The sequence below is a fragment of the Vibrio sp. ZF57 genome (genome assembly GCF_001691235.1).
In the GTDB taxonomy this organism is placed as follows: Bacteria; Pseudomonadota; Gammaproteobacteria; order Enterobacterales; family Vibrionaceae; genus Vibrio; species Vibrio crassostreae_C.
In genome coordinates, this window is sequence record NZ_MAKD01000075.1 from 115,649 (window position 1) to 135,546 (window position 19,898).

Genomic DNA, 19,898 nt, shown 5'->3' on the forward strand with positions numbered 1-19,898 from the left:
TGTACTCTAGGCTAAAAACTTAGCTTTCGTTTATTAACGCTTATTTAACTAATAATCACAACCCCTAGATAATCAACGAAATGCTTGGCACTTCAGGAGCTAGGTCACATGGGTTCATCATTAATTACAGGTATAGATATAAATCATCACAGCATCAAAGCCGTGGTACTAAAACCCGTGGGGGAGTTGTATGCCCTAGTGGGATACAAAGAGCTGCCGATTTCGGACGACATTTTTACAGCTAACCATACTTTGGAGTATCAGAAAACTGTTAAGAAACTTAAAGAACTTAGGAAAGGACTGCCTTTTGGCTGTCGCAACGTCGCCATTTCGGTACCTGATAACACGGTGATCAGCAAAGTACTGCAAATAGAGAGTGAGTTAGAAGACAGAGAAAAAGAGTTTTCTATCTATCAAACCTTCGCCCATCAATCTCCCTTTCCTATCGAGGAGCTGAGTTTAGATTTTGTAAAGCTGGAAGACAAACGATTTGGTAAAGGTTCGACAAGCAGTTATCAGGTATACGCCACTCGTAAAGAAGTTGTGGATAGCCGAGCGGATGCATTAACCAAGGCTGGCTTCAAACCTGTGGTGGTGGATACACAGGCGCATGGGCTACTTAATATCTGGCAATTGGCCTCGCGCCTGTATCCCGATAAGAAAAACTGGTTGCTAGTGGATGTTGGAATCGACCAAACCTCGCTAGGGGTTATCCCGCAGAATTCGGCGCCTTTCTATAAAGACATCGCCTTTGGCACTCAAGATCTTCGCAGCTCAGATGACCCGAGTGATATCGAGAGCGTGTTCGGTACTATGGAAGAGACACATCAATTCATTGTTAACCTGATTGAGAAGCTCAAGCGTCAATTGCAGCTCTATTCATCGGGAAATGCGCAGCAACCTATCTCAGGGATTTGGTTGATGGGCGAGGGCGCCAGCATCCCTATGGTAACCGAAGAGCTAGAACGCCATTTTCAGTTGAGCTGCGAGTCATTGAATCCTTTGTCTTTATTTGAGAATAAGGTCGCCAAGAGACGCCGACTGCCGATTGACTGGCAACACTTTGGTATCGCGGCGGGTATGGCGATGAGTGGGCTCAAGTGGCAGGGAGAGAAGCATGTTGCATCAAATTAACCTGCTGCCGTGGCGTGATGAGATTCGTGCTCAGCACAAGAAGCGTTTTATCCATCTGGTCATTCTTGGCGTCATCATTGCGCTTATAGGGCAATGGGCGGTTGGTCACTATTTTCACGATCAACAAGCCAAGCAGCAAGCTCGCCTCAATTACCTCAATCAGTACATTGCTGAGCTCGACCGACAAATTCAGTCGTTAAAAGTCGCAGAGCAAGAACACAAAGCCATTCTGACTCGACTTGATGTGGTTGAGTCGCTGCAGCTTGGCCGTAATAAGACCACCGACTTCATGAACTTGATGCCGGAGCTGATTCCAGAGGGTGTCTATGTCGACAAGATAAAGATGAATGGTCAGGAGATTGAAATGTCGGGCATCAGCGACAGCACTGCTCGTCTCGCCACCATGTTGGACAACCTCGAACGTTCAGATTCTTTGAAAGGGGTCGAGATGCACTCTATCGTTCATAACCGCAAGCGCTTCAATAAAGAGTTTCAGACCTTCAAGGTCTCTTTTGTGTTTAGCCCTGTGTCTTTAGAAAACACAACCGCGAGCAGAAAAGATAAGGGGGCGCATCATGGCTAACCTTCAAAATAGGATTAGTAGGCAAAACAGGATGAGCTTGCAAGATCTCGATGTTGATGAGATCACCGAATGGCCATTGTTGCCTCAGCTTCTCGTGATTCTGGTGTTGATGGTGTTAATCCAAGGTGTTGGCACTTGGCTGTATCTGCTGCCGCTCGACGAGGAACTGAAACAGATGAAGCAACAGGAGCAGACCTTAAAAACGACCTTGAGGATAAAGGCGAATAAGGTTGCAGCCTTGCCTAAGTTGCAGAGCCAGTTGGATGAGCTAACTAGTCGCTACGATTATCTATTAGAGCAGCTGCCCGTTCAAAAGGAGTTAGCGAGCATGTTGGCCTCCGTGAATGAGCTCGGCTTGGATAACTCGCTGACCTTCACACGAATCGATTGGGGGCAAAAGCAGAATAAGGAGTTTCTCTATCGATTGCCTCTCAATATAGAGCTGACAGGTGACTATCACGAGATTGGTGACTTCTCTGCTGCCATCGCCAAGCTGCCGCGTATTATTAGCTTTGATGATGTGAATTGGCAGCGAGTCAGTCAAGAAAGTAGCACGCTGCACTTTAGGGTTCGAGCTTATACCTACCAGTTTAAATCGGAGGTTAATGATGAAACCCAATAGCGCGTTTTACTCAATCGTATTGATGCTTGCGTTGTCAGGCTGCAAAGCTAATCAAGACTCACTGCAAGATTTTGTGGCGCAGGTTGAAGCCAAGGCGAGAAAAGATGTCGAGCAACTTGTCCCAGCAACTGAATTCACGGCGGCGACTTATCAGCGCCGATCTTTGCGTCCTCCCTTTGAACTGCCTAAAGAAGCCATTGTGCAAAACCAACCCTTGGTTAAGAAAGACTGTTGGCAACCCAGCGCCCGTTCTCGTAATGGCAAGTTAGAGAAGTACCCGCTGAGTAAGCTTCGTTTAAGAGGCGTGATGGGCAGTGGCTCAAGCGTGTTTGGCTTAGTGCAAACACCCAAAGGCAACGTGGTAAACGTCAAGAAAGGCCAGTTTATCGGCTTAAACAATGGCCGAGTTACTAAGGTGACGAGCCAATACGTTCAGATTAATGAAACTCTTCCAGATGGCTTAGGTTGTTGGCATAAGCGCAACGTTAGGCTGGCTCTGAAGTAAACCAATGTCACATGATGTGGATATGAGATGTAAATATGATTAAAGGAATAAGTGGATTAGTGAGCAAGGCTCTACAAGGTTTTGCTGTGTCTGTGATGTTGGTTGTTAGCGTGCTCAGCCATGCCGAGAGCTTACCGAACAAATTGGAGAATATTGATTTTAGGGTCAATAAGGATAAAGACGCCGTCATCATTATTGAGCTGGCGACCAGCACAGCAGTGGTGGATGTTCAACGAGTTCAGGAAGGGTTAAGTATCGAGCTAATCAATACTCAAGTTGATGATGACAAGCTCTACCTGCTGGATGTGAAGGATTTCGCTACCTTGGTTGAAGGCATTGAAGTCTATAAAGAGACACCAAGCACTCGGCTTCTAGCGACGATTAGCAATGACTATCAGTATGAATACAACCTAAAGGGGCGCTTTATTGAGGTGGTGATCAGCAAACCGGTGCTCGATGAAGCGACCAAAGAAAAAAGCGTTCTAGAGAAAGAGGGCAAGCTGATATCGATTAACTTCCAGGATATCCCGGTACGAAATGTCCTGCAACTGATTGCCGATTACAACGACTTCAATCTCGTGGTGTCTGATTCGGTAGCCGGAAACCTGACGTTACGCTTAGATGGCGTACCTTGGCAGCAAGTTCTCGACATTATCTTGCAAGTTAAAGGCTTGGATAAGCGTGTTGATGGCAATGTTATCTTGGTCGCGCCGAAAGCGGAGCTCGACCTTCGAGAGCAACAAGCGTTAGAGAAATCGCGCTTAGAAGAGGAGTTAGGGGAGCTTAAATCGGAAATCATCAAGATTAACTTTGCTAAAGCCACCGACATCGCTGACATGATTGGAGGTGAAGGTGCGGTCAGCATGTTGTCCGATCGTGGTTCGATTACCATTGATGAGCGCACCAACTCACTGCTCATTCGTGAATTGGAAGAAAACATTGCCGTGATCCGAGGCATCATTGAATCGTTAGACATTCCCGTGAAGCAGGTACAGATAGAGGCACGTATTGTCACGGTTACTGAGGGTAATCTTGATGAGCTTGGCGTGCGCTGGGGCGTTTCCTCAACCAACGGAAGCTTCACCGTTGGTGGCTCAATCGAAGGTAACCACCCATCAGCGATTACGCCGTATGACGACGATAGCGGCAGCAGCGTGATTGATGACTATCTCAACGTCAATTTAGGGGCAACATCGCCGAACGCCTCGAGTATTGCGTTTCAGGTGGCCAAACTGGGTTCAGATACCTTACTCGATCTTGAACTGTCGGCACTGCAACAAGAGTCAAAAGCTGAAATCATTTCTAGTCCACGCTTAATCACCACCAATAAAAAGCCGGCTTATATTGAGCAAGGTACTGAAATTCCTTACTTAGAGTCATCTTCAAGTGGCGCTACGTCGGTTGCATTTAAGAAAGCCGTGTTGAGTCTTAAGGTGACACCGCAGATCACACCCGACAATCGTTTGGTATTGGATTTGAGCGTGACTCAAGATAGGCCAGGGCAAGTGGTAAAAACTGGAACCGGTGAAGCGGTCGCCATTGATACGCAAAGAATAGGTACGCAAGTGCTTGTTAACAATGGTGAAACTGTCGTGCTTGGCGGGATATTTCAGCACAGCGTGAGCAGTACAGTGGATAAAGTTCCTCTGTTGGGGGACCTGCCAGTTTTGGGCGCATTGTTCCGTCGCAGCTATGAAAATGTGGGTAAAAGTGAACTACTTATTTTTGTCACACCCAAAGTTGTGATTCAGTAATGAACAATTAGATTAAAAATAAAGTTGCATTAGTGGCACCTAACCTTGATAATTTCGGGTCTTATCACGAATTATCTGTGAGGAATCGGTGCCACGGGCCTTTTAATTTCAGTACTTGTACTGACCTACCTTGTGGCGATGTCATTGAATTAACGTTGTAAATTACTGCTAAAAACATGGCTGAGAAACGCAATATTTTTCTTGTTGGCCCAATGGGCGCCGGCAAAAGTACAATTGGTAGACACCTAGCTTCCCAACTTCATATGGAGTTTCTAGACTCTGACACTGTGATCGAAGAGCGCACTGGCGCAGACATCGCATGGGTTTTTGATGTTGAGGGCGAAGAAGGTTTCCGTAAGCGCGAAGAATCTGTAATCAATGATCTGACAGAAGAACAAGGTATTGTTCTTGCGACAGGTGGTGGTTCAGTGTTGAGCAAAGAAAACCGTAACCGTCTATCTGCACGAGGCATTGTTGTATACCTAGAGACAACAATTGAAAAGCAACTTGCTCGCACTAACCGCGACAAGAAACGCCCTCTACTTCAAACAGACAACCCGCGTGATGTGCTAGAAGATCTAGCTGTATCTCGCAACGCACTATACGAAGAAGTGGCGGACTACACAGTTCGTACTGACGACCAAAGTGCAAAAGTGGTAGCCAACCAGATCGTAAAAATGCTAGAAGAACGTTAAGTTCATTTTTTCGGAGAGCAAACCCATGGAACGGATTACGGTCAATCTAGCTGAGCGTAGCTACCCTATCTCTATTGGCGCCGGGTTATTTGAAGACCCGGCGTACCTTTCTTTTTTATCAGGTAAGCAGAAAGTTGTTGTTATCAGTAATGTGACAGTAGCGCCTCTTTATGCTGATAAAATTTTATCGCTATTGGATCAAGTCGGCTGTCAGACATCTCTTCTCGAGCTGCCAGACGGTGAACAGTACAAAACCCTTGAAACGTTCAATTCAGTGATGAGCTACATGCTTGAAGGAAATTACAGCCGCGATGTGGTGGTGATTGCTTTAGGAGGTGGTGTTATCGGTGACTTGGTCGGTTTTGCTGCCTCTTGTTACCAGCGCGGTATTGATTTCATTCAAATCCCGACGACCCTTCTTTCTCAAGTGGACTCTTCTGTTGGTGGTAAAACCGCAGTAAACCATCCTCTTGGTAAGAATATGATCGGCGCTTTTTACCAACCGAAATCTGTGATCATCGATACCAACTGTTTATCAACGCTTCCAGAGCGTGAGTTTGCAGCGGGCATTGCTGAGGTGATCAAATACGGCATCATTTACGATGAAGCCTTCTTTGATTGGTTGGAGCAGAATCTAGAGAAACTTTATCAACTTGATGAAGAAGCACTGATTACCGCGATTGCTCGTTGTTGTGCAATTAAGGCTGAAGTGGTGGCTCTAGATGAAAAAGAGTCAGGAATCAGAGCGTTATTGAACCTAGGTCATACATTTGGTCATGCGATTGAAGCAGAACTAGGCTATGGTAATTGGCTACATGGTGAAGCTGTGTCGTCAGGCACTGTAATGGCAGCTAAAACAGCTCAATTACAGGGACTGATCTCTCAGCAGCAACTTGAGCGAATTATTTCTATACTCAAGAATGCGAAACTACCAATCCATACGCCAGAAAGCATGTCTTTTGAAGACTTTATGAAGCACATGATGCGCGATAAAAAAGTGCTGTCTGGTCAGTTGCGTTTGGTATTACCAACAAGTATTGGTACTGCTGAAGTGGTTGCTGATGTGCCTCAAGACATCATTAAACAAGCGATCGATTTCTGCCGTACTCTTTAAATTTGGTTGTGAGGTTGCCTAGCTAAACTCTAGGCAACTGAAGCGTTTTACTGATCGATCTTATCAGTAGGGATCCCCAATGAGTTTGGCTCATGAATTAAGAGTATTAGAGTTAGAATCTCAAGTTGAGCTGCTAGAGCGCTTACAGCTTTTGACTAACTTTGGTTCAAACCTTGTGACGGTGGCGGGCAAAGCTGGCTCTGGCCGATCTTGGTTGGCTCAGCGTTATCTTGAAGCATGGTCGACAGAAAAAAATCAGTGTTTACTGCTTTGTCATCCAAGCCAAGACGATCAACAACGCCGTGCGCTCATTCTTAGCCAAATTGTTTCTGATCCCCTGTTTAATCAACATGATTCTTTATCGGATAGCCTAACAAGGTTACTGGATGGAGAACCGTGTAATGTGGTTATCGTCGTTGATGATGCCCAACGACTTTCTGAGCTATTGGTATCCGAATTATGGATGTTGGTACTGGAAGCTCAATCAAACCCTCAATGGACGATCAATATCGTTCTCTTCTCGGAACCTGGCCACTTAGATACGTTATTAACGCGTTTGAGCTACGGTCAACAACACAAACCTATCGATCTTGAGATCGATGACCTTTCGCAACCAGAAGCTGAACATTTCTTTGAATCACTGGTGATTCGATATGTTGATGATGAGTCTGAAACTTGCGTGCGACGTGCGTTTAATAAAGCGCAACCTCTGCCCGGTGAGTTAATGGCTTTAGGAGAATTGAAAGTGGAAAAAAGGATTATTATTCGCTCAATTATTGGCTCACCCATCAATATCGCGATTGTGGTGGCCTTGCTGTTGATTTTAATTGGTGGTGGTTATTGGTGGATGTTCAGTCAACCAACCCCTGACGATAAAGCGCAATCTCTTATCGCTCCGATTGAACAGACAGCTATCCCAACTTTTGAAGTGGAAAGTGGTACCGAGCAAGCTGGAATCGACGGAATGGACGATTCTGAAGCCGAAGCTGACATGAGTTATCAAGGTGCTGATGACGACAGCTCATCTTTGCCACCGACTGTCGTTGAAGATACCGCGAGTGTTGGAGAAGTCGAACAAGATCAGCAGCGTGTCGTAATCACCTCTGATGTGGTTGATGCCTTGCTTGATGATAAACCTGAAAGTACCGATACCAGTGCGATTGATGCTGCTGTTGAAGAAAACACAGGTGCCGCGGTGAGTTCGCAATCAGATGCAGACAAAGTGGAGTCACAGCCTTCAGCCGATGAAGCAACAGACCTAACACAGTCCACGCCACCGACTAAGAAAATTACATTCTCATTTTCTCGCGAAGAGTTACAAGCTATCTCTCCGCGAGCTTATACTTTGCAGTTGAGTGCGATGACCTCATTGGACGACGTACAGTCTTTCATTGAAGAGTATGACCTTGAGAACAAGGTTCGTATTTACCCAACACTTCGCAACGACACCAAGTGGTTTATTATCACTTATCAAGATTACCCAACGATTCAAGTGGCGAGAGACGCGGTAAGTGCGTTATCAAAACCCCTTCAACAGTTGGAACCTTGGGCAAAATCGATGAATCAAGTGCATCGAGAGATAGAACGTGCGAAATAACCCTGAGCTTAGCCTCAAAATATGTTACATTCCGCAGCCTTATTTTTGAGTTGATAGATAGAGCAGTAAATGAAAAAGCAGCGTGCCTTTCTAAAATGGGCTGGTGGTAAATATGGCCTAGTTGAAGACATCCAACGTCACCTGCCACCTGCTCGTAAATTGGTAGAACCGTTTGTCGGTGCCGGCTCAGTATTTCTGAATACTGACTTTGAACAGTACCTGCTTGCAGATATCAATCCCGATCTTATCAACCTGTACAACCTGCTTAAAACCGATCCTGAAACTTATATCACGGAAGCGAAGCGCTGGTTCTGTCCTGAGAACAACCGTAAAGAAGCCTTCTTAGATATTCGCGCTGAGTTCAATGGTACAGATAACGTCATGTATCGTTCATTGGCTTTCTTGTATATGAACCGATTTGGCTTCAATGGCCTATGTCGTTACAACAAGAAGGGCGGTTTTAACGTTCCATTTGGTTCTTATAAAAAACCTTACTTCCCAGAAGCTGAGCTGGAATTTTTTGCCGAGAAAGCGAAAAAAGCCACCTTCGTCTGTGAGGGATACCATGAAACCTTTAGCCGCGCGCGCAAAGGCTGTGTGGTTTACTGCGATCCTCCATACGCACCACTATCGAACACGGCAAACTTTACCTCTTACGCAGGTAATGGCTTTAGCTTAGATGACCAAGCTGCACTGGCGGATGTTGCTGAGAAAGCAGCGATGGAACGAGGCATCCCTGTCTTGATCTCAAACCATGACACCACCTTAACGCGCCGTTTATACCATGGTGCAGAACTGAACGTGGTCAAGGTTAAGCGCACCATTAGCCGTAATGGCGCAGGGCGCAATAAAGTCGATGAGTTACTGGCACTTTTTCATAAAGAGAAAAACCAGCAACACGCTTCAGAAGAATTGTAGCGGCCAACATAACCCTCGAACTCATTAAATTGAGTGACCAACGGGTACTTTCATAAACTAATCTTTCGAACTGCTAGGATCTGCTTAGTTGCTTAGGTAGAATTGCACACCAAATAGTCTTGGAATTGAGTCTTGTATTTGTATATGAGATGTCACAAGGCGGTGATATTCGCAATTTACTCACTCTTAAGAGGTTTGGTATGAAAGATTTTCTAATCGCTCCATCGATTTTGTCTGCAGATTTTGCTCGTCTTGGTGAAGACGTAGAAAAAGTACTCGCAGCTGGTGCTGATGTTGTGCACTTCGATGTGATGGACAACCACTACGTACCTAACCTGACTTTTGGCGCGCCTATCTGTAAAGCGCTGCGCGACTACGGTATTACGGCTCCTATCGATGTTCACCTTATGGTTAAGCCAGTAGACAGCATCGTGCCTGAGTTTGCTAAAGCCGGCGCATCAATGATTACCTTCCACGTTGAAGCTTCAGAGCACATCGATCGCACTCTACAGCTAATCAAAGAGCACGGCTGTAAAGCGGGTGTGGTTCTTAACCCTGCAACGCCGCTTTCTTGCTTAGATTACATCCTAGACAAAGTAGACATGATTCTACTGATGTCTGTGAACCCAGGCTTCGGCGGTCAATCTTTCATTCCGCACACGCTAGATAAACTACGTGCTGTTCGTAAGCTGATTGATGAGTCAGGCCGTGACATTCGCCTTGAGATTGATGGCGGCGTGAAGGTTGATAACATCCGTGAAATCGCAGAAGCGGGCGCAGATATGTTCGTTGCGGGTTCAGCTATCTTCAATCAACCAGATTACAAAGAAGTGATTGATGAGATGCGTGCAGAGCTTGCAAAAGTAAACGCATAATCGTAAAACTACAGATAGATTGAATATTAAGGGGCTAATTTGCCCCTTTTTTACGTCTTATAGCTCAACTCATAAGACGAACATAATAAATAGGAAAGTAAGATGTCATTAAGCTCAATAAAACTGATCGCCTTTGATTTGGATGGAACCTTGTTAGACAGCGTGCCTGATTTGGCCGTTGCTGCTGACCAAGCTTGTCAGGAGTTGGGTTTCCCTTCAGTGAGCGAAGAACAAGTTCGCGACTACGTAGGTAATGGTGCTGATGTTCTTATCGGACGTTCACTCAGCCGTAACTTGACGGTTGACCCAAGCCTAGAGCCAGAGCTACTGAAAAAAGCACGCATCCTGTTTGATGATTTCTATGAGCAGGGCGGTCACAAGCTAAGTCACCTTTACCCATCGGTTAAAGAGACGCTGGCTGAGCTGGATAAAGCCGGCTTCACTATGGCGCTGGTTACCAACAAGCCATCGAAGTTTGTACCAGACGTACTGGCGCAACACGGTATTGATAAGTACTTTGTTGATGTGTTGGGTGGCGACTCTTTCCCAGAGAAAAAACCGAACCCAGTCGCTCTGAACTGGTTGCTAGAAAAGCACAATGTAAAAGCGGAAGAGATGTTGATGGTTGGCGATTCAAGCAACGACATTAAAGCGGCTAAGAATGCAGGTTGTCACTCGTTTGGTCTGACTTACGGTTATAACCACGGCGAGCCGATTTCAGCATCAAACCCTGACTATGTCGCGGATAACGTCGCGCAATTACTAGATGTCGTTCTAGTTTCAGCATAAAGCGGACAAAAGTTAGCTAACCTACTAGCAAAATACTTATCAATGAGTACACTGGATGAGCCGTACAGAAGAGCTGTGCGGCTTTTCTATATTTAAGTTAAGAAGCTAAGCGTTCAATAAACTTAGCGAATAAGCAAAGGAATTAAAACCATGAGCAAGCCCATCGTATTGAGTGGTGTTCAACCATCTGGTGAACTAAGTATCGGTAACTACTTGGGTGCTCTACGTCAATGGCAACAGATGCAAGATGATTACGATTGCCAATACTGTGTTGTAGACCTTCACGCAATTACGGTTCGCCAAGATCCGAAAGCACTGCATGAAGCGACTCTAGACGCACTAGCAATCTGTCTTGCTGTCGGTGTTGATCCAAAGAAGAGCACGCTATTTGTTCAGTCACACGTACCAGAGCATGCTCAACTTGGTTGGCTTCTTAACTGTTACACACAAATGGGTGAACTGAGCCGTATGACTCAGTTTAAAGATAAGTCTGCACGTCACTCAAACGACGTAAACGTAGGCCTATACGACTACCCAGTGTTGATGGCTGCAGACATCCTGCTTTACGGTGCTCACCAAGTACCTGTAGGTAGCGACCAGAAACAACACCTAGAGCTAGCGCGTGATATCGCAACTCGCTTCAATAACATCTACGGTCCTGAAACGCCAATCTTCCAAGTACCAGAACCTTACATTCCAACAGTGAATGCACGTGTAATGAGCCTGCAAGACGCGACGAAGAAGATGTCTAAGTCGGACGACAACCGTAAGAACGTGATTACTCTGCTAGAAGAGCCTAAGTCGATCATCAAGAAGATCAACAAAGCGCAAACCGATGCAGAAACACCACCACGCATTGCTCACGATTGGGAAAACAAAGCGGGTATCTCTAACCTAATGGGTCTGTACTCTGCAGCGACGGGTAAAACGTTCGAAGAGATCGAAGCGCAGTACCAAGGCGTTGAAATGTACGGTCCGTTCAAGAAAGACGTAGGCGCAGCATTGGTTGAGATGCTTGAGCCGATTCAAGCTGAATATCACCGTATCCGTGCTGACCGTGCCTACATGGACGCAGTAATGAAAGCCGGTGCTGAAAAAGCCTCTGAACGTGCTGCAGTGACACTGAAAAAAGCATACGAAGCAGTAGGTTTTGTTACTCGCCCATAGGGTGAACTAACACAACTCGCTTGAGAATTTGAGCCCAAAGTAGCTGTTGTTTACTTTGGGCTTTTTCATGCCCATTCCATTTGCCTTCCTCGAAACCCCCTTGTTTGAATTGATAATTTACCCAGTATTTAGCTAGCATATCCATCGCTGTAATGCTGTGCAGATGATCTTATTTGGTACCCTCAAGCTTTATAAAATCACACTCGTTTCTATATATGTTGGAAATATATAACGTGCCAAACAATTGATGATTCCAAAGTGATAAGTTCCTCATTTTCTTGCCAACTGACTTATTCCTTTCATAAATAAACCTGATAGTTACCACAAAATACATGACTGCCCATAGATGGCAGTGACTATAACTCGATGAACTCAGGTGAAACGGATGGCTCTTTTACACAAACCTTCATTGCTAGCAGTGGCAATTGGTAGCTTGTTAACTACAAGCGCACACGCTGATTTGTTTATTTCACAATATGTGGAAGGCGGCAGCTATAACAAAGCGGTTGAGATTGCCAATAGTGGCGATAGCAGCATTAGTTTAGATGGTTACTCATTGGCGAAATCTGCCAATGGCAACGGATCATGGGGTGCCACTTTACCTTTAGATGGACACGTTTTAGCACCCGGTGAAGTACTCGTGGTCGCACATTCTAGTGCGAGTGATGAGATTAAAGCTCAAGCTGACATCATTAATGCCTCTATCGCCAATCATAATGGTGACGACCCGCTGGCTATCTTGAATTCAGACGGCTCGGTACATGATGTTGTTGGTTTGATGGGCGATGTGGACTGGGGCAAAGATGTTACTTTGGTTCGTGCGACACAAACACCTTCTGCGACGTTTGATGCTTCACAATGGGTATCGCTACCAAAAGACAGCATTGAAGGCCTAGGTTCACTAGACAGCGTTGAACTGCCAGAAGCGTTCACTTGTACACAAGATGGCTCTGACCCAGTATTCACCACCATTCAAGAAATCCAAGGTGAGGGCGCTACATCGCCATTCATCGATGGCTACCCGTACATCACCGACGATGAATATTTCGTAAAAGGTGTGGTAAGTGCGGTAACAACAGGCCTAACTAAAGGCTTCTACCTGCAAGCACTTGAGGATGATTTCAACTCAAGCACTTCTGAGGGTCTATTTATTCATACCAACCAGTCGAGCTCAGAGCTAGTAGCCGGTGATGTAGTGTGTGTGAAAGGCAAGGTTCAAGAATACTACAGCCACACTCAGCTGAAAGTAGAAAACAACCAATGGCTAAAACAGGGCGAGCAGCAGGCACCTGAAGCGACGGCGATAGAAGTGCTAGACAGTGACGAGAACTTCGCTGCAACGCTTGAACGCTACGAAGGCATGTTGGTGAAAACAACCGAAGCGCTTGATATGCGTGTGACGCGTACCTTTGGTTATGACTACGCAGGTCGTCGTAACAACATGGTACTGGCGCATGAGCGTATTAACATGCAGCCGAACCAGCTTTTCGCAGCGGGATCTGACGAAGCGAAGCAGCAAACTGAAGACAACGCAGACCGCCGTCTTTTCGTTGAAACCGATCAAAAAGCGGCTGATGGACAAGTCCCTTTCTACCCAGATTTTGGCCGCACTGATATCGACCAAGATGGTTCAACAGAAGATTACATCCGCATTGATGACACCATTGTTGGCCTAGAAGGCGTGCTGACTTACAGCTACGGTGAGTACCGTTTAATTGCGACTAACCAGATCTCGGCTGAAAACTATGTGCGTAACGATCCGCGTACCGACAAACCAGACATGGATGAAGGCGACCTACGTATTGCGACCTTCAACGTATTGAACTACTTCAACTCTCCATTTGGTGGCGACGCGAATCAGCACGGCAATAACCGTGGCGCGAACACCATCACTGAGTTTGAGATGCAGCAAGAGAAGATTGTGAACGCGATTCTTCGCTTAGATGCAGACATCATTGGCTTGATGGAAATTGAGAACAATGGCTTTGGTGAAGGCTCTGCCATTCAGCAACTTGTAAACCAACTGAATGATCGCATTGAGCGTAAGAAAGACCGTTATACCTTTGTGGCTGTCGACTCGAACGAAGACGGCGTAACCGACGAGATGGACTCGATTGGTACCGATGTAATCACAACCGGTGTTATCTACCGTAAGAAGGTGGTTAAGCTTAAAGACAGCCGTGTTATCGCGATGCCAAGCCAACAAGCACCAGAGGTGTTAGACGATTCAGGCAAGGTGATTGAAGACGGTAAGAACTACCAACGTGACTCATTGGCGCCAACCTTTAAAGTTAAAGGCACCAAAGAGAAACTCACCGTAGCGATCAACCACTTTAAATCGAAAGGCTCTAAGTGTTGGGAAGATGCTGCTCCGATTGAGCAGGGCGGCCAAGGCGGCGTTGATGCCGATAAGCAAGGTTCATGTGAGAACTTCCGTGTTGCTGCGGCGGTTGCATTAGGTGAAGCGCTCGATGGCATCAAAGGTCACAAAGTGATCCTGGGTGATATGAACTCGTACGGCATGGAAGATCCAATGCTGGTGCTAACCGATTACTCGGAAGAGAAATACGGCAAGCAGATCAAAGCAGCTCGTAATACCTACATTGATGGTGTTGAGCAGTTTGGTGATAGCGGTGCGGTGATTACGAAGAACTACGGTTATATCAATGCTGTGGCTCAAAAGCACCCAGACAGCTGGAGCTACTCATACAATGATGAAGTTGGCGCTCTAGACCACCTGCTGATCAGCGAAAGCCTGAAAGATAGGGTTGTCGATGCTACCGATTGGCACATCAATGGTGGTGAGTCGACGTTGTTTGACTACAACGAAGAGTACAAAGGTGACCTACCTAAGTACCAAGATCACTTCCGTTCATCGGATCATGATCCTGCCGTTCTTGAGCTAAGAGTAGGCGGTTCATTTGGCTTCGGTGCTCTTATGTCACTATTTGGCTTAGCAATGTGGCGTCGTCGTAAGTAGCTCAATCACAAATAGATTGGCTTGCCATACAAGTAAGCCAATTCAGATAACTTAGGGCTATCTGTAAACAATTAAGGTCAACTTAGGTTGGCCTTAATTATTGGCGAAATGCAGTTTCCACTTGCCTTTCGCCATGGGTATTGCACAATACCGCCCCTATATCTCTCAATCATTTAGTATTTAGCAAACGATTTCGACCCATGTTACTTATCATCGATAACTACGACTCTTTTACCTATAACTTGTATCAGTATTTCTGTGAGTTAGGGGTCACTGTGAAAGTTGTTCGCAACGATGAGATTGATATTGCGGGTATAGAATCGCTGAACCCTAGCCATCTTGTTATCTCTCCGGGTCCTTGTACGCCGAATGATGCGGGTATCTCTCTGCAAGTCATTGAGCACTTCGTTGGTAAACTACCTATCTTAGGTGTGTGTCTTGGTCATCAAGCCATTGCTCAAGTCTTTGGTGGTGAAGTGGTGAGAGCCAGACAAGTGATGCATGGTAAAACCTCTCCGATCCGTCATAACGGTAAGAGCGTTTTTCAAGGTCTCAATAATCCTCTGACTGTGACTCGTTACCACTCTTTAGTGGTGAAAAATGGTACGCTCCCTGACTGCTTTGAACTCACTTCTTGGACAGAGTTTGAAGATGGCAGTATGGATGAGATCATGGGTTATCAACACAAAACCTTGCCGATTGATGCCGTCCAATTTCACCCTGAATCGATTAAAACAGAGCAAGGACACCAGCTTCTTGCTAACTTCTTAGCGCGTTGAGTGTTTAAATTTGGCTTTTCATTCGTTCAAATAAGCCAGTTAAACGTATTACCTCGTTCGTTAAGCGTTTTAATTCGGGCGCGCCGCGTCTTCATCCCTCTGACGCCGATCACTTTTTATAACATTTCTCCCTCTTCAGGCTAAGTTTTTAGTCTATGCAATATTATTCGCCTTATTTCCTCTCGAACCCCTTATACCGCTGTACCAGTAAGGCTTTGCTGTTGATGGATAGACGTTTAGTTAAAAAAAGCTTCATAAAACAGATTGTTTGATGCATAAATAGTCATAGGTAGTGACGTTTAGCTGGTTGTTAGGGATGGCTAAAGAATAATCTACTATTGAAAAGGTTAATTAAATGTAAATATAATGCTGCAGCGGGATTATGGCGAGAGAAAATATCTTTATCTCTCTTATGAACCATTACGCTTATTTGCGAAGCTTGCGGTATCGAGAAGGAATGTACGATGACAGTGGAAAATAATGTAGAACGTAGTCTTTTTAATGAGGTGATGGTGCCTTGTTATAACCCAATGGAAATGATCCCGGTAAAAGGGGAAGGCGCACGCGTATGGGACCAACAAGGCCGAGAGTATATCGACTTTGCTGGTGGTATTGCTGTGAGCTGTTTGGGTCACTGTCACCCAGCAATGGTAAATGCCGTTACTGAGCAAGCAAACAAGATTTGGCACCTAAGTAATGTAATGACTAACGAACCTGCACTGCGTCTAGCGAAGAAGCTAACTGACGTATGTTTTGCAGAAAAAGTATTCTTTGCGAACTCTGGTGCAGAAGCGAACGAAGCAGCTCTAAAGTTAGCTCGTCGTTGGGCGGCGGATGTTCACGGTCCTGAGAAATCTGAAATCATTGCATTCAAACAAGGTTTCCACGGTCGTACTTTCTTTACTGTAACGGTGGGTGGTCAAGAAGCTTACTCTGATGGCTTCGGTCCTAAACCGGGCGATGTAACTCACCTACCTTACAACGATATTGCAGCGCTAGAAGCGCACATCTCTGATCGCACTTGTGCCATCATGATGGAACCTCTGCAAGGCGAGGGCGGTATCATTTCTCCAACGTCTGAATTTGTGAACACCGTTCGTGAACTGTGTGACAAACACAATGCACTGCTTATCTTTGATGAAGTGCAAACAGGTAATGGCCGTACTGGTAATTTCTATGCTTACCAAGGTCTAGGTGTAACACCAGACATCTTGAGCACAGCAAAATCTCTAGGTGGTGGTTTCCCTATCGGCGCAATGCTAACAACTTCTGAACTTGCGACACACCTAAAAGTTGGCACGCACGGTTCTACTTACGGTGGTAACCCACTGGCGTGTGCAGTAGCAGAAGCCGTTGTTGATGTAGTTAGCCAACCTGAAACTCTGGCTGGCGTGAAAGAGCGTGAAGCGCTATTCCGCGATGGCCTAGCTAAGATTAACGACAAGTATCAAATTTTCAGTGAAGTTCGTGGTAAAGGCCTACTACTAGGTGCTGCGCTTAACGAAGAGTGGCAAGGACGTGCACGTGACGTATTAGTAGCAGCAGGCGAACAAGGCTTGATGGTACTGGTTGCGGGTGCAAACGTGGTTCGTTTTACTCCATCACTGGTTATCACTACACAAGAAATTGAAGAAGGCTTATCAAAACTAGACAAAGCAATCGCTACGCTAGTTTAGCCTGAGCGGCGTCATAGGAATGATCGCCACTAGAGCGATCCCATGACGTTCTGCTAAAGGCCCAAGCTTCTGGTTTTGGGCCTATTTTGCATCTGGAGGGAATATTGATGCTAGTTGTTCGCCCAATAAAACTATCTGATTACGATGCGCTGCATACCTGCGCCGTTGAGTCAGGACACGGATTCACATCTCTTCCGGTTAACGAAGAACTGTTAACTAACCGTATTACTCACTCTGAATACAGCTTTGCCAAACAAGACGTGACTGAACCTGGTGACGAAGGCTACCTAATGGTTGGCTTCGACACAGAAACCGGTGAAGTTGCTGGTACCACAGGCATTGAAGCTTCAATTGGTTGGGACGTTCCGTTTTACTCTTACCACATCAGTAAAGTGGTTCACTCATCGCAAAAGCTTGGCGTGAATAACGTGGTGAAGCTGCTGACTTTCGGTAACAACTACACAGGGTGCAGCGAGATTTGTACGCTGTTCTTACGTCCTGATTACCGCAAAGGCTTAAACGGTCGACTGATGTCTAAGTGTCGTTTCCTACTGATGGCTGAGCACCCAGAGCGTTTCTCAAAAACGATCTTTGCTGAGATGCGTGGTGTATCAGATGCAGAAGGCAACTCGCCATTCTGGAAGTGGTTGCAAGAGCACTTCTTCTCGATTGACTTCACACTAGCCGATTACCTAACGGGTATTGGTAAGAAAGGCTTCATCGCAGACCTTATGCCGAAACTGCCAATCTATGTAAACCTATTGAGTGAAGAAGCTCAGGCGGTGATTGGTCAAGTGCACGATAACACCCGCCCAGCATTGAAACTGTTGGAACGTGAAGGTTTCACGAATCGTGGTTATGTCGACATCTTTGATGCGGGACCAACGGTCGAGTGTGATTTAAGAAACATCGAATCTGTACGTCACTCTATTCGAGCACAGGTTCAAATTGCAGAGCACTCTAGCTCTAAAGACTTCCTAATTGGTAATACCTCATTTGAGAACTTCCGCGCAGTAGCCGCGAAAGGTGCGTATGACCAAGCAAGCGACACAGTGATTTTATCATCTGAAGTAGCAAGCGCTCTTGAAGTAAAAGAAGGCGAATTCGTTCGCATGTTGGCTCAATAAGAGCGGCGATTATCTGTCGAAGATTTTAAGGATAGAAGTATGACTCAGTGGATAGCAGGACAGTGGGTGGCAGGTCAAGGTGACGCCATGACATCAGTAAGCCCATACAACAATGAAGTAGTGTGGCAGGGTGATAGCGCGACACCAGCACAGGTTGAATCTGCAGTAGCAGCAGCTCGTGAAGCCTTCTTGGTTTGGAAAAAACTGAGCTTTGCAGAGCGTGAAGCGATCGTGTTGAACTTTGCTGAGAAAGTTAAAGAGAACAGCGAAGAAATCGCGCAAATCATCGCGAAAGAGACGGGCAAACCGATTTGGGAAACTCGCACTGAAGCGGGCGCAATGGCGGGCAAGATTGCTATTTCAATTCGTGCTTACCATGAGCGTACCGGTGAAGCTTCTCGTGAAGCGGCAGGCAACCAGATTGTACTGCGTCACCGTCCATTAGGCGTGATGGCAGTATTTGGTCCTTATAACTTCCCTGGTCACCTACCTAACGGTCATATTGTTCCTGCACTGCTATCGGGTAATACCGTGGTATTTAAGCCTTCAGAGCAGACACCTTGGACGGGTGAGTTTGCGATGAAATTATGGCAAGAAGCGGGTCTTCCTGCTGGCGTAATCAACCTAGTACAAGGCGCTAAAGAGACAGGTATCGCACTGGCCGATGCTAAAGGTCTTGATGGCGTGCTGTTCACAGGTAGCGCTAATACTGGGCATATCCTTCACCGTCAATTCGCGGGCCAACCGGGCAAGATGTTGGCACTAGAGATGGGTGGCAATAACCCTATGGTGATCAGTGACCAATATGGTGACGCAGACGCAACGGTATACACCATTATCCAATCGGCGTTCATCAGTGCGGGTCAACGTTGTACATGTGCTCGTCGTTTGTACGTGCCTGTTGGCGAGAAGGGCGATCTGCTACTCGATAAACTGGTCGCAGCTACGCAAAAGATTCGTGTCGATCAGCCTTTCGCGGAACCAGCTCCTTTCATGGGCCCTCAGATCTCTGAAGCTGCCGCTAAATTTATTCTAGACGCGCAAGCGAATCTACAATCGTTAGGCGGCGTCAGCCTAGTAGAAGCAAAAGCGGGTCAAGCGGCGTTTGTTTCTCCGGGTATTATCGACGCAACCAACATTGCTGAGCTGCCGGATGAAGAGTACTTCGGTCCACTGCTACAAGTGGTTCGTTACCAATCGCTAAAGCAAGCGGTTGAGCTAGCTAACGACACTCGTTTTGGTTTGTCTGCGGGTCTTGTATCAACAGATGATTCTGAATGGGAATACTTCGTTGACCATATCCGTGCGGGTATTGTTAACCGTAACCGTCAGCTAACAGGCGCAAGTGGTGATGCACCATTTGGTGGTCCGGGTGCTTCAGGCAACCTACGCCCAAGTGCTTACTATGCGGCGGACTACTGTGCTTATCCTATGGCTTCAATGGAAGGCGGTGAAACTCAACTTCCAGCAACGTTTAGCCCGGGTATTGAGCTTTAATTTAGGCTAATGAGTCTTAGGCTCATGCGTTAAGCTTGAAATAGGGAAGTGGTGTTATCGCTTTCCTTTTCCATCACGTCCGACAC

General features: G+C 46.1%; 17 protein-coding genes. All 17 read left to right on the plus strand.

The annotated features are described in order from the left end of the window. The first annotated feature begins 108 nt into the window (after window positions 1-108). The 17 genes from pilM to astD all read left to right on the plus strand — a co-directional run bounded on the left by pilM (window position 109) and on the right by astD (window position 19,812). A complete protein-coding gene (gene pilM, locus A6D97_RS09890; protein ID WP_017061130.1) occupies window positions 109-1,134 on the plus strand; it encodes a type IV pilus assembly protein PilM in 1,026 nt (341 codons plus the stop codon). Further along, on the plus strand, window positions 1,118-1,717 hold the full coding sequence (locus A6D97_RS09895) for a PilN domain-containing protein (RefSeq protein ID WP_017061129.1): 600 nt from the start codon (window positions 1,118-1,120) through the stop codon (window positions 1,715-1,717). The genes pilM and A6D97_RS09895 overlap by 17 nt, the downstream gene beginning before the upstream one ends. Further along, on the plus strand, window positions 1,710-2,339 hold the full coding sequence (gene pilO / locus A6D97_RS09900; RefSeq protein ID WP_017061128.1) for a type 4a pilus biogenesis protein PilO: 630 nt from the start codon (window positions 1,710-1,712) through the stop codon (window positions 2,337-2,339). Before A6D97_RS09895 ends, pilO begins: the two co-directional genes overlap by 8 nt. After that, window positions 2,326-2,844, plus strand: coding sequence for a pilus assembly protein PilP (locus A6D97_RS09905; RefSeq protein ID WP_017063694.1), 519 nt, complete (start codon window positions 2,326-2,328; stop codon window positions 2,842-2,844). Before pilO ends, A6D97_RS09905 begins: the two co-directional genes overlap by 14 nt. Window positions 2,845-2,879: 35 nt before the next feature. Continuing rightward, window positions 2,880-4,598, plus strand: coding sequence for a type IV pilus secretin PilQ family protein (locus tag A6D97_RS09910; RefSeq protein WP_065584296.1), 1,719 nt, complete (start codon window positions 2,880-2,882; stop codon window positions 4,596-4,598). A 176-nt stretch (window positions 4,599-4,774) separates the two neighbouring features. Then, the gene (gene aroK, locus A6D97_RS09915) at window positions 4,775-5,293 is read left to right on the plus strand and encodes a shikimate kinase AroK (protein ID WP_017061125.1); all 519 of its coding nucleotides are present in this window, start codon (window positions 4,775-4,777) and stop codon (window positions 5,291-5,293) included. Between the two features lie 25 nt (window positions 5,294-5,318). Beyond that, window positions 5,319-6,407, plus strand: a complete 1,089-nt coding sequence (aroB, locus tag A6D97_RS09920; RefSeq protein WP_017061124.1) for a 3-dehydroquinate synthase — start codon at window positions 5,319-5,321, stop codon at window positions 6,405-6,407. Between the two features lie 79 nt (window positions 6,408-6,486). Beyond that, window positions 6,487-8,004, plus strand: coding sequence for an AAA family ATPase (locus A6D97_RS09925; RefSeq protein ID WP_065584297.1), 1,518 nt, complete (start codon window positions 6,487-6,489; stop codon window positions 8,002-8,004). Between the two features lie 69 nt (window positions 8,005-8,073). Further along, window positions 8,074-8,922 (plus strand): Dam family site-specific DNA-(adenine-N6)-methyltransferase, encoded by an 849-nt coding sequence (locus A6D97_RS09930; RefSeq protein WP_017061122.1) that lies wholly within the window; start codon window positions 8,074-8,076, stop codon window positions 8,920-8,922. Between the two features lie 200 nt (window positions 8,923-9,122). Next, window positions 9,123-9,797, plus strand: a complete 675-nt coding sequence (gene rpe, locus A6D97_RS09935; RefSeq protein WP_010435263.1) for a ribulose-phosphate 3-epimerase — start codon at window positions 9,123-9,125, stop codon at window positions 9,795-9,797. A 102-nt stretch (window positions 9,798-9,899) separates the two neighbouring features. Then, entirely contained in the window at window positions 9,900-10,586 is a 687-nt protein-coding gene (locus tag A6D97_RS09940) for a phosphoglycolate phosphatase (protein ID WP_017061120.1), read from the plus strand. 150 nt (window positions 10,587-10,736) lie between these two features. Beyond that, window positions 10,737-11,753 (plus strand): tryptophan--tRNA ligase, encoded by a 1,017-nt coding sequence (trpS, locus tag A6D97_RS09945; RefSeq protein ID WP_016796005.1) that lies wholly within the window; start codon window positions 10,737-10,739, stop codon window positions 11,751-11,753. A 385-nt stretch (window positions 11,754-12,138) separates the two neighbouring features. Continuing rightward, a complete protein-coding gene (locus A6D97_RS09950) occupies window positions 12,139-14,733 on the plus strand; it encodes an ExeM/NucH family extracellular endonuclease (RefSeq protein WP_017061118.1) in 2,595 nt (864 codons plus the stop codon). Between the two features lie 200 nt (window positions 14,734-14,933). Further along, complete coding sequence (locus tag A6D97_RS09955) at window positions 14,934-15,512, plus strand: aminodeoxychorismate/anthranilate synthase component II (RefSeq protein WP_010435229.1); 579 nt, start codon at window positions 14,934-14,936, stop codon at window positions 15,510-15,512. Window positions 15,513-15,976: 464 nt separating this feature from the next. Then, the gene (locus A6D97_RS09960; protein WP_065584298.1) at window positions 15,977-17,188 is read left to right on the plus strand and encodes an aspartate aminotransferase family protein; all 1,212 of its coding nucleotides are present in this window, start codon (window positions 15,977-15,979) and stop codon (window positions 17,186-17,188) included. Window positions 17,189-17,295: 107 nt separating this feature from the next. Further along, the gene (gene astA / locus A6D97_RS09965; RefSeq protein WP_065584299.1) at window positions 17,296-18,315 is read left to right on the plus strand and encodes an arginine N-succinyltransferase; all 1,020 of its coding nucleotides are present in this window, start codon (window positions 17,296-17,298) and stop codon (window positions 18,313-18,315) included. Window positions 18,316-18,354: 39 nt separating this feature from the next. Then, window positions 18,355-19,812: a succinylglutamate-semialdehyde dehydrogenase gene (gene astD / locus A6D97_RS09970; protein ID WP_017071310.1), complete on the plus strand. Its 1,458-nt coding sequence runs from the start codon at window positions 18,355-18,357 to the stop codon at window positions 19,810-19,812. The last annotated feature ends 86 nt before the right edge of the window (window positions 19,813-19,898 follow it).

Bases quoted from the DNA above. Each gene is read 5' to 3' on its own strand.
- astD (WP_017071310.1), top strand. From the start codon at position 18,355: ATGACTCAGTGGATAGCAGGACAGTGGGTGGCAGGTCAAGGTGACGCC.
- A6D97_RS09895 (WP_017061129.1), top strand. From the start codon at position 1,118: ATGTTGCATCAAATTAACCTGCTGCCGTGGCGTGATGAGATTCGTGCT.
- pilO (WP_017061128.1), top strand. From the start codon at position 1,710: ATGGCTAACCTTCAAAATAGGATTAGTAGGCAAAACAGGATGAGCTTG.
- A6D97_RS09940 (WP_017061120.1), top strand. From the start codon at position 9,900: ATGTCATTAAGCTCAATAAAACTGATCGCCTTTGATTTGGATGGAACC.
- A6D97_RS09960 (WP_065584298.1), top strand. From the start codon at position 15,977: ATGACAGTGGAAAATAATGTAGAACGTAGTCTTTTTAATGAGGTGATG.
- A6D97_RS09930 (WP_017061122.1), top strand. From the start codon at position 8,074: ATGAAAAAGCAGCGTGCCTTTCTAAAATGGGCTGGTGGTAAATATGGC.
- trpS (WP_016796005.1), top strand. From the start codon at position 10,737: ATGAGCAAGCCCATCGTATTGAGTGGTGTTCAACCATCTGGTGAACTA.
- A6D97_RS09950 (WP_017061118.1), top strand. From the start codon at position 12,139: ATGGCTCTTTTACACAAACCTTCATTGCTAGCAGTGGCAATTGGTAGC.
- astA (WP_065584299.1), top strand. From the start codon at position 17,296: ATGCTAGTTGTTCGCCCAATAAAACTATCTGATTACGATGCGCTGCAT.
- A6D97_RS09910 (WP_065584296.1), top strand. From the start codon at position 2,880: ATGATTAAAGGAATAAGTGGATTAGTGAGCAAGGCTCTACAAGGTTTT.
- rpe (WP_010435263.1), top strand. From the start codon at position 9,123: ATGAAAGATTTTCTAATCGCTCCATCGATTTTGTCTGCAGATTTTGCT.
- A6D97_RS09925 (WP_065584297.1), top strand. From the start codon at position 6,487: ATGAGTTTGGCTCATGAATTAAGAGTATTAGAGTTAGAATCTCAAGTT.
- pilM (WP_017061130.1), top strand. From the start codon at position 109: ATGGGTTCATCATTAATTACAGGTATAGATATAAATCATCACAGCATC.
- A6D97_RS09955 (WP_010435229.1), top strand. From the start codon at position 14,934: ATGTTACTTATCATCGATAACTACGACTCTTTTACCTATAACTTGTAT.
- aroB (WP_017061124.1), top strand. From the start codon at position 5,319: ATGGAACGGATTACGGTCAATCTAGCTGAGCGTAGCTACCCTATCTCT.
- aroK (WP_017061125.1), top strand. From the start codon at position 4,775: ATGGCTGAGAAACGCAATATTTTTCTTGTTGGCCCAATGGGCGCCGGC.
- A6D97_RS09905 (WP_017063694.1), top strand. From the start codon at position 2,326: ATGAAACCCAATAGCGCGTTTTACTCAATCGTATTGATGCTTGCGTTG.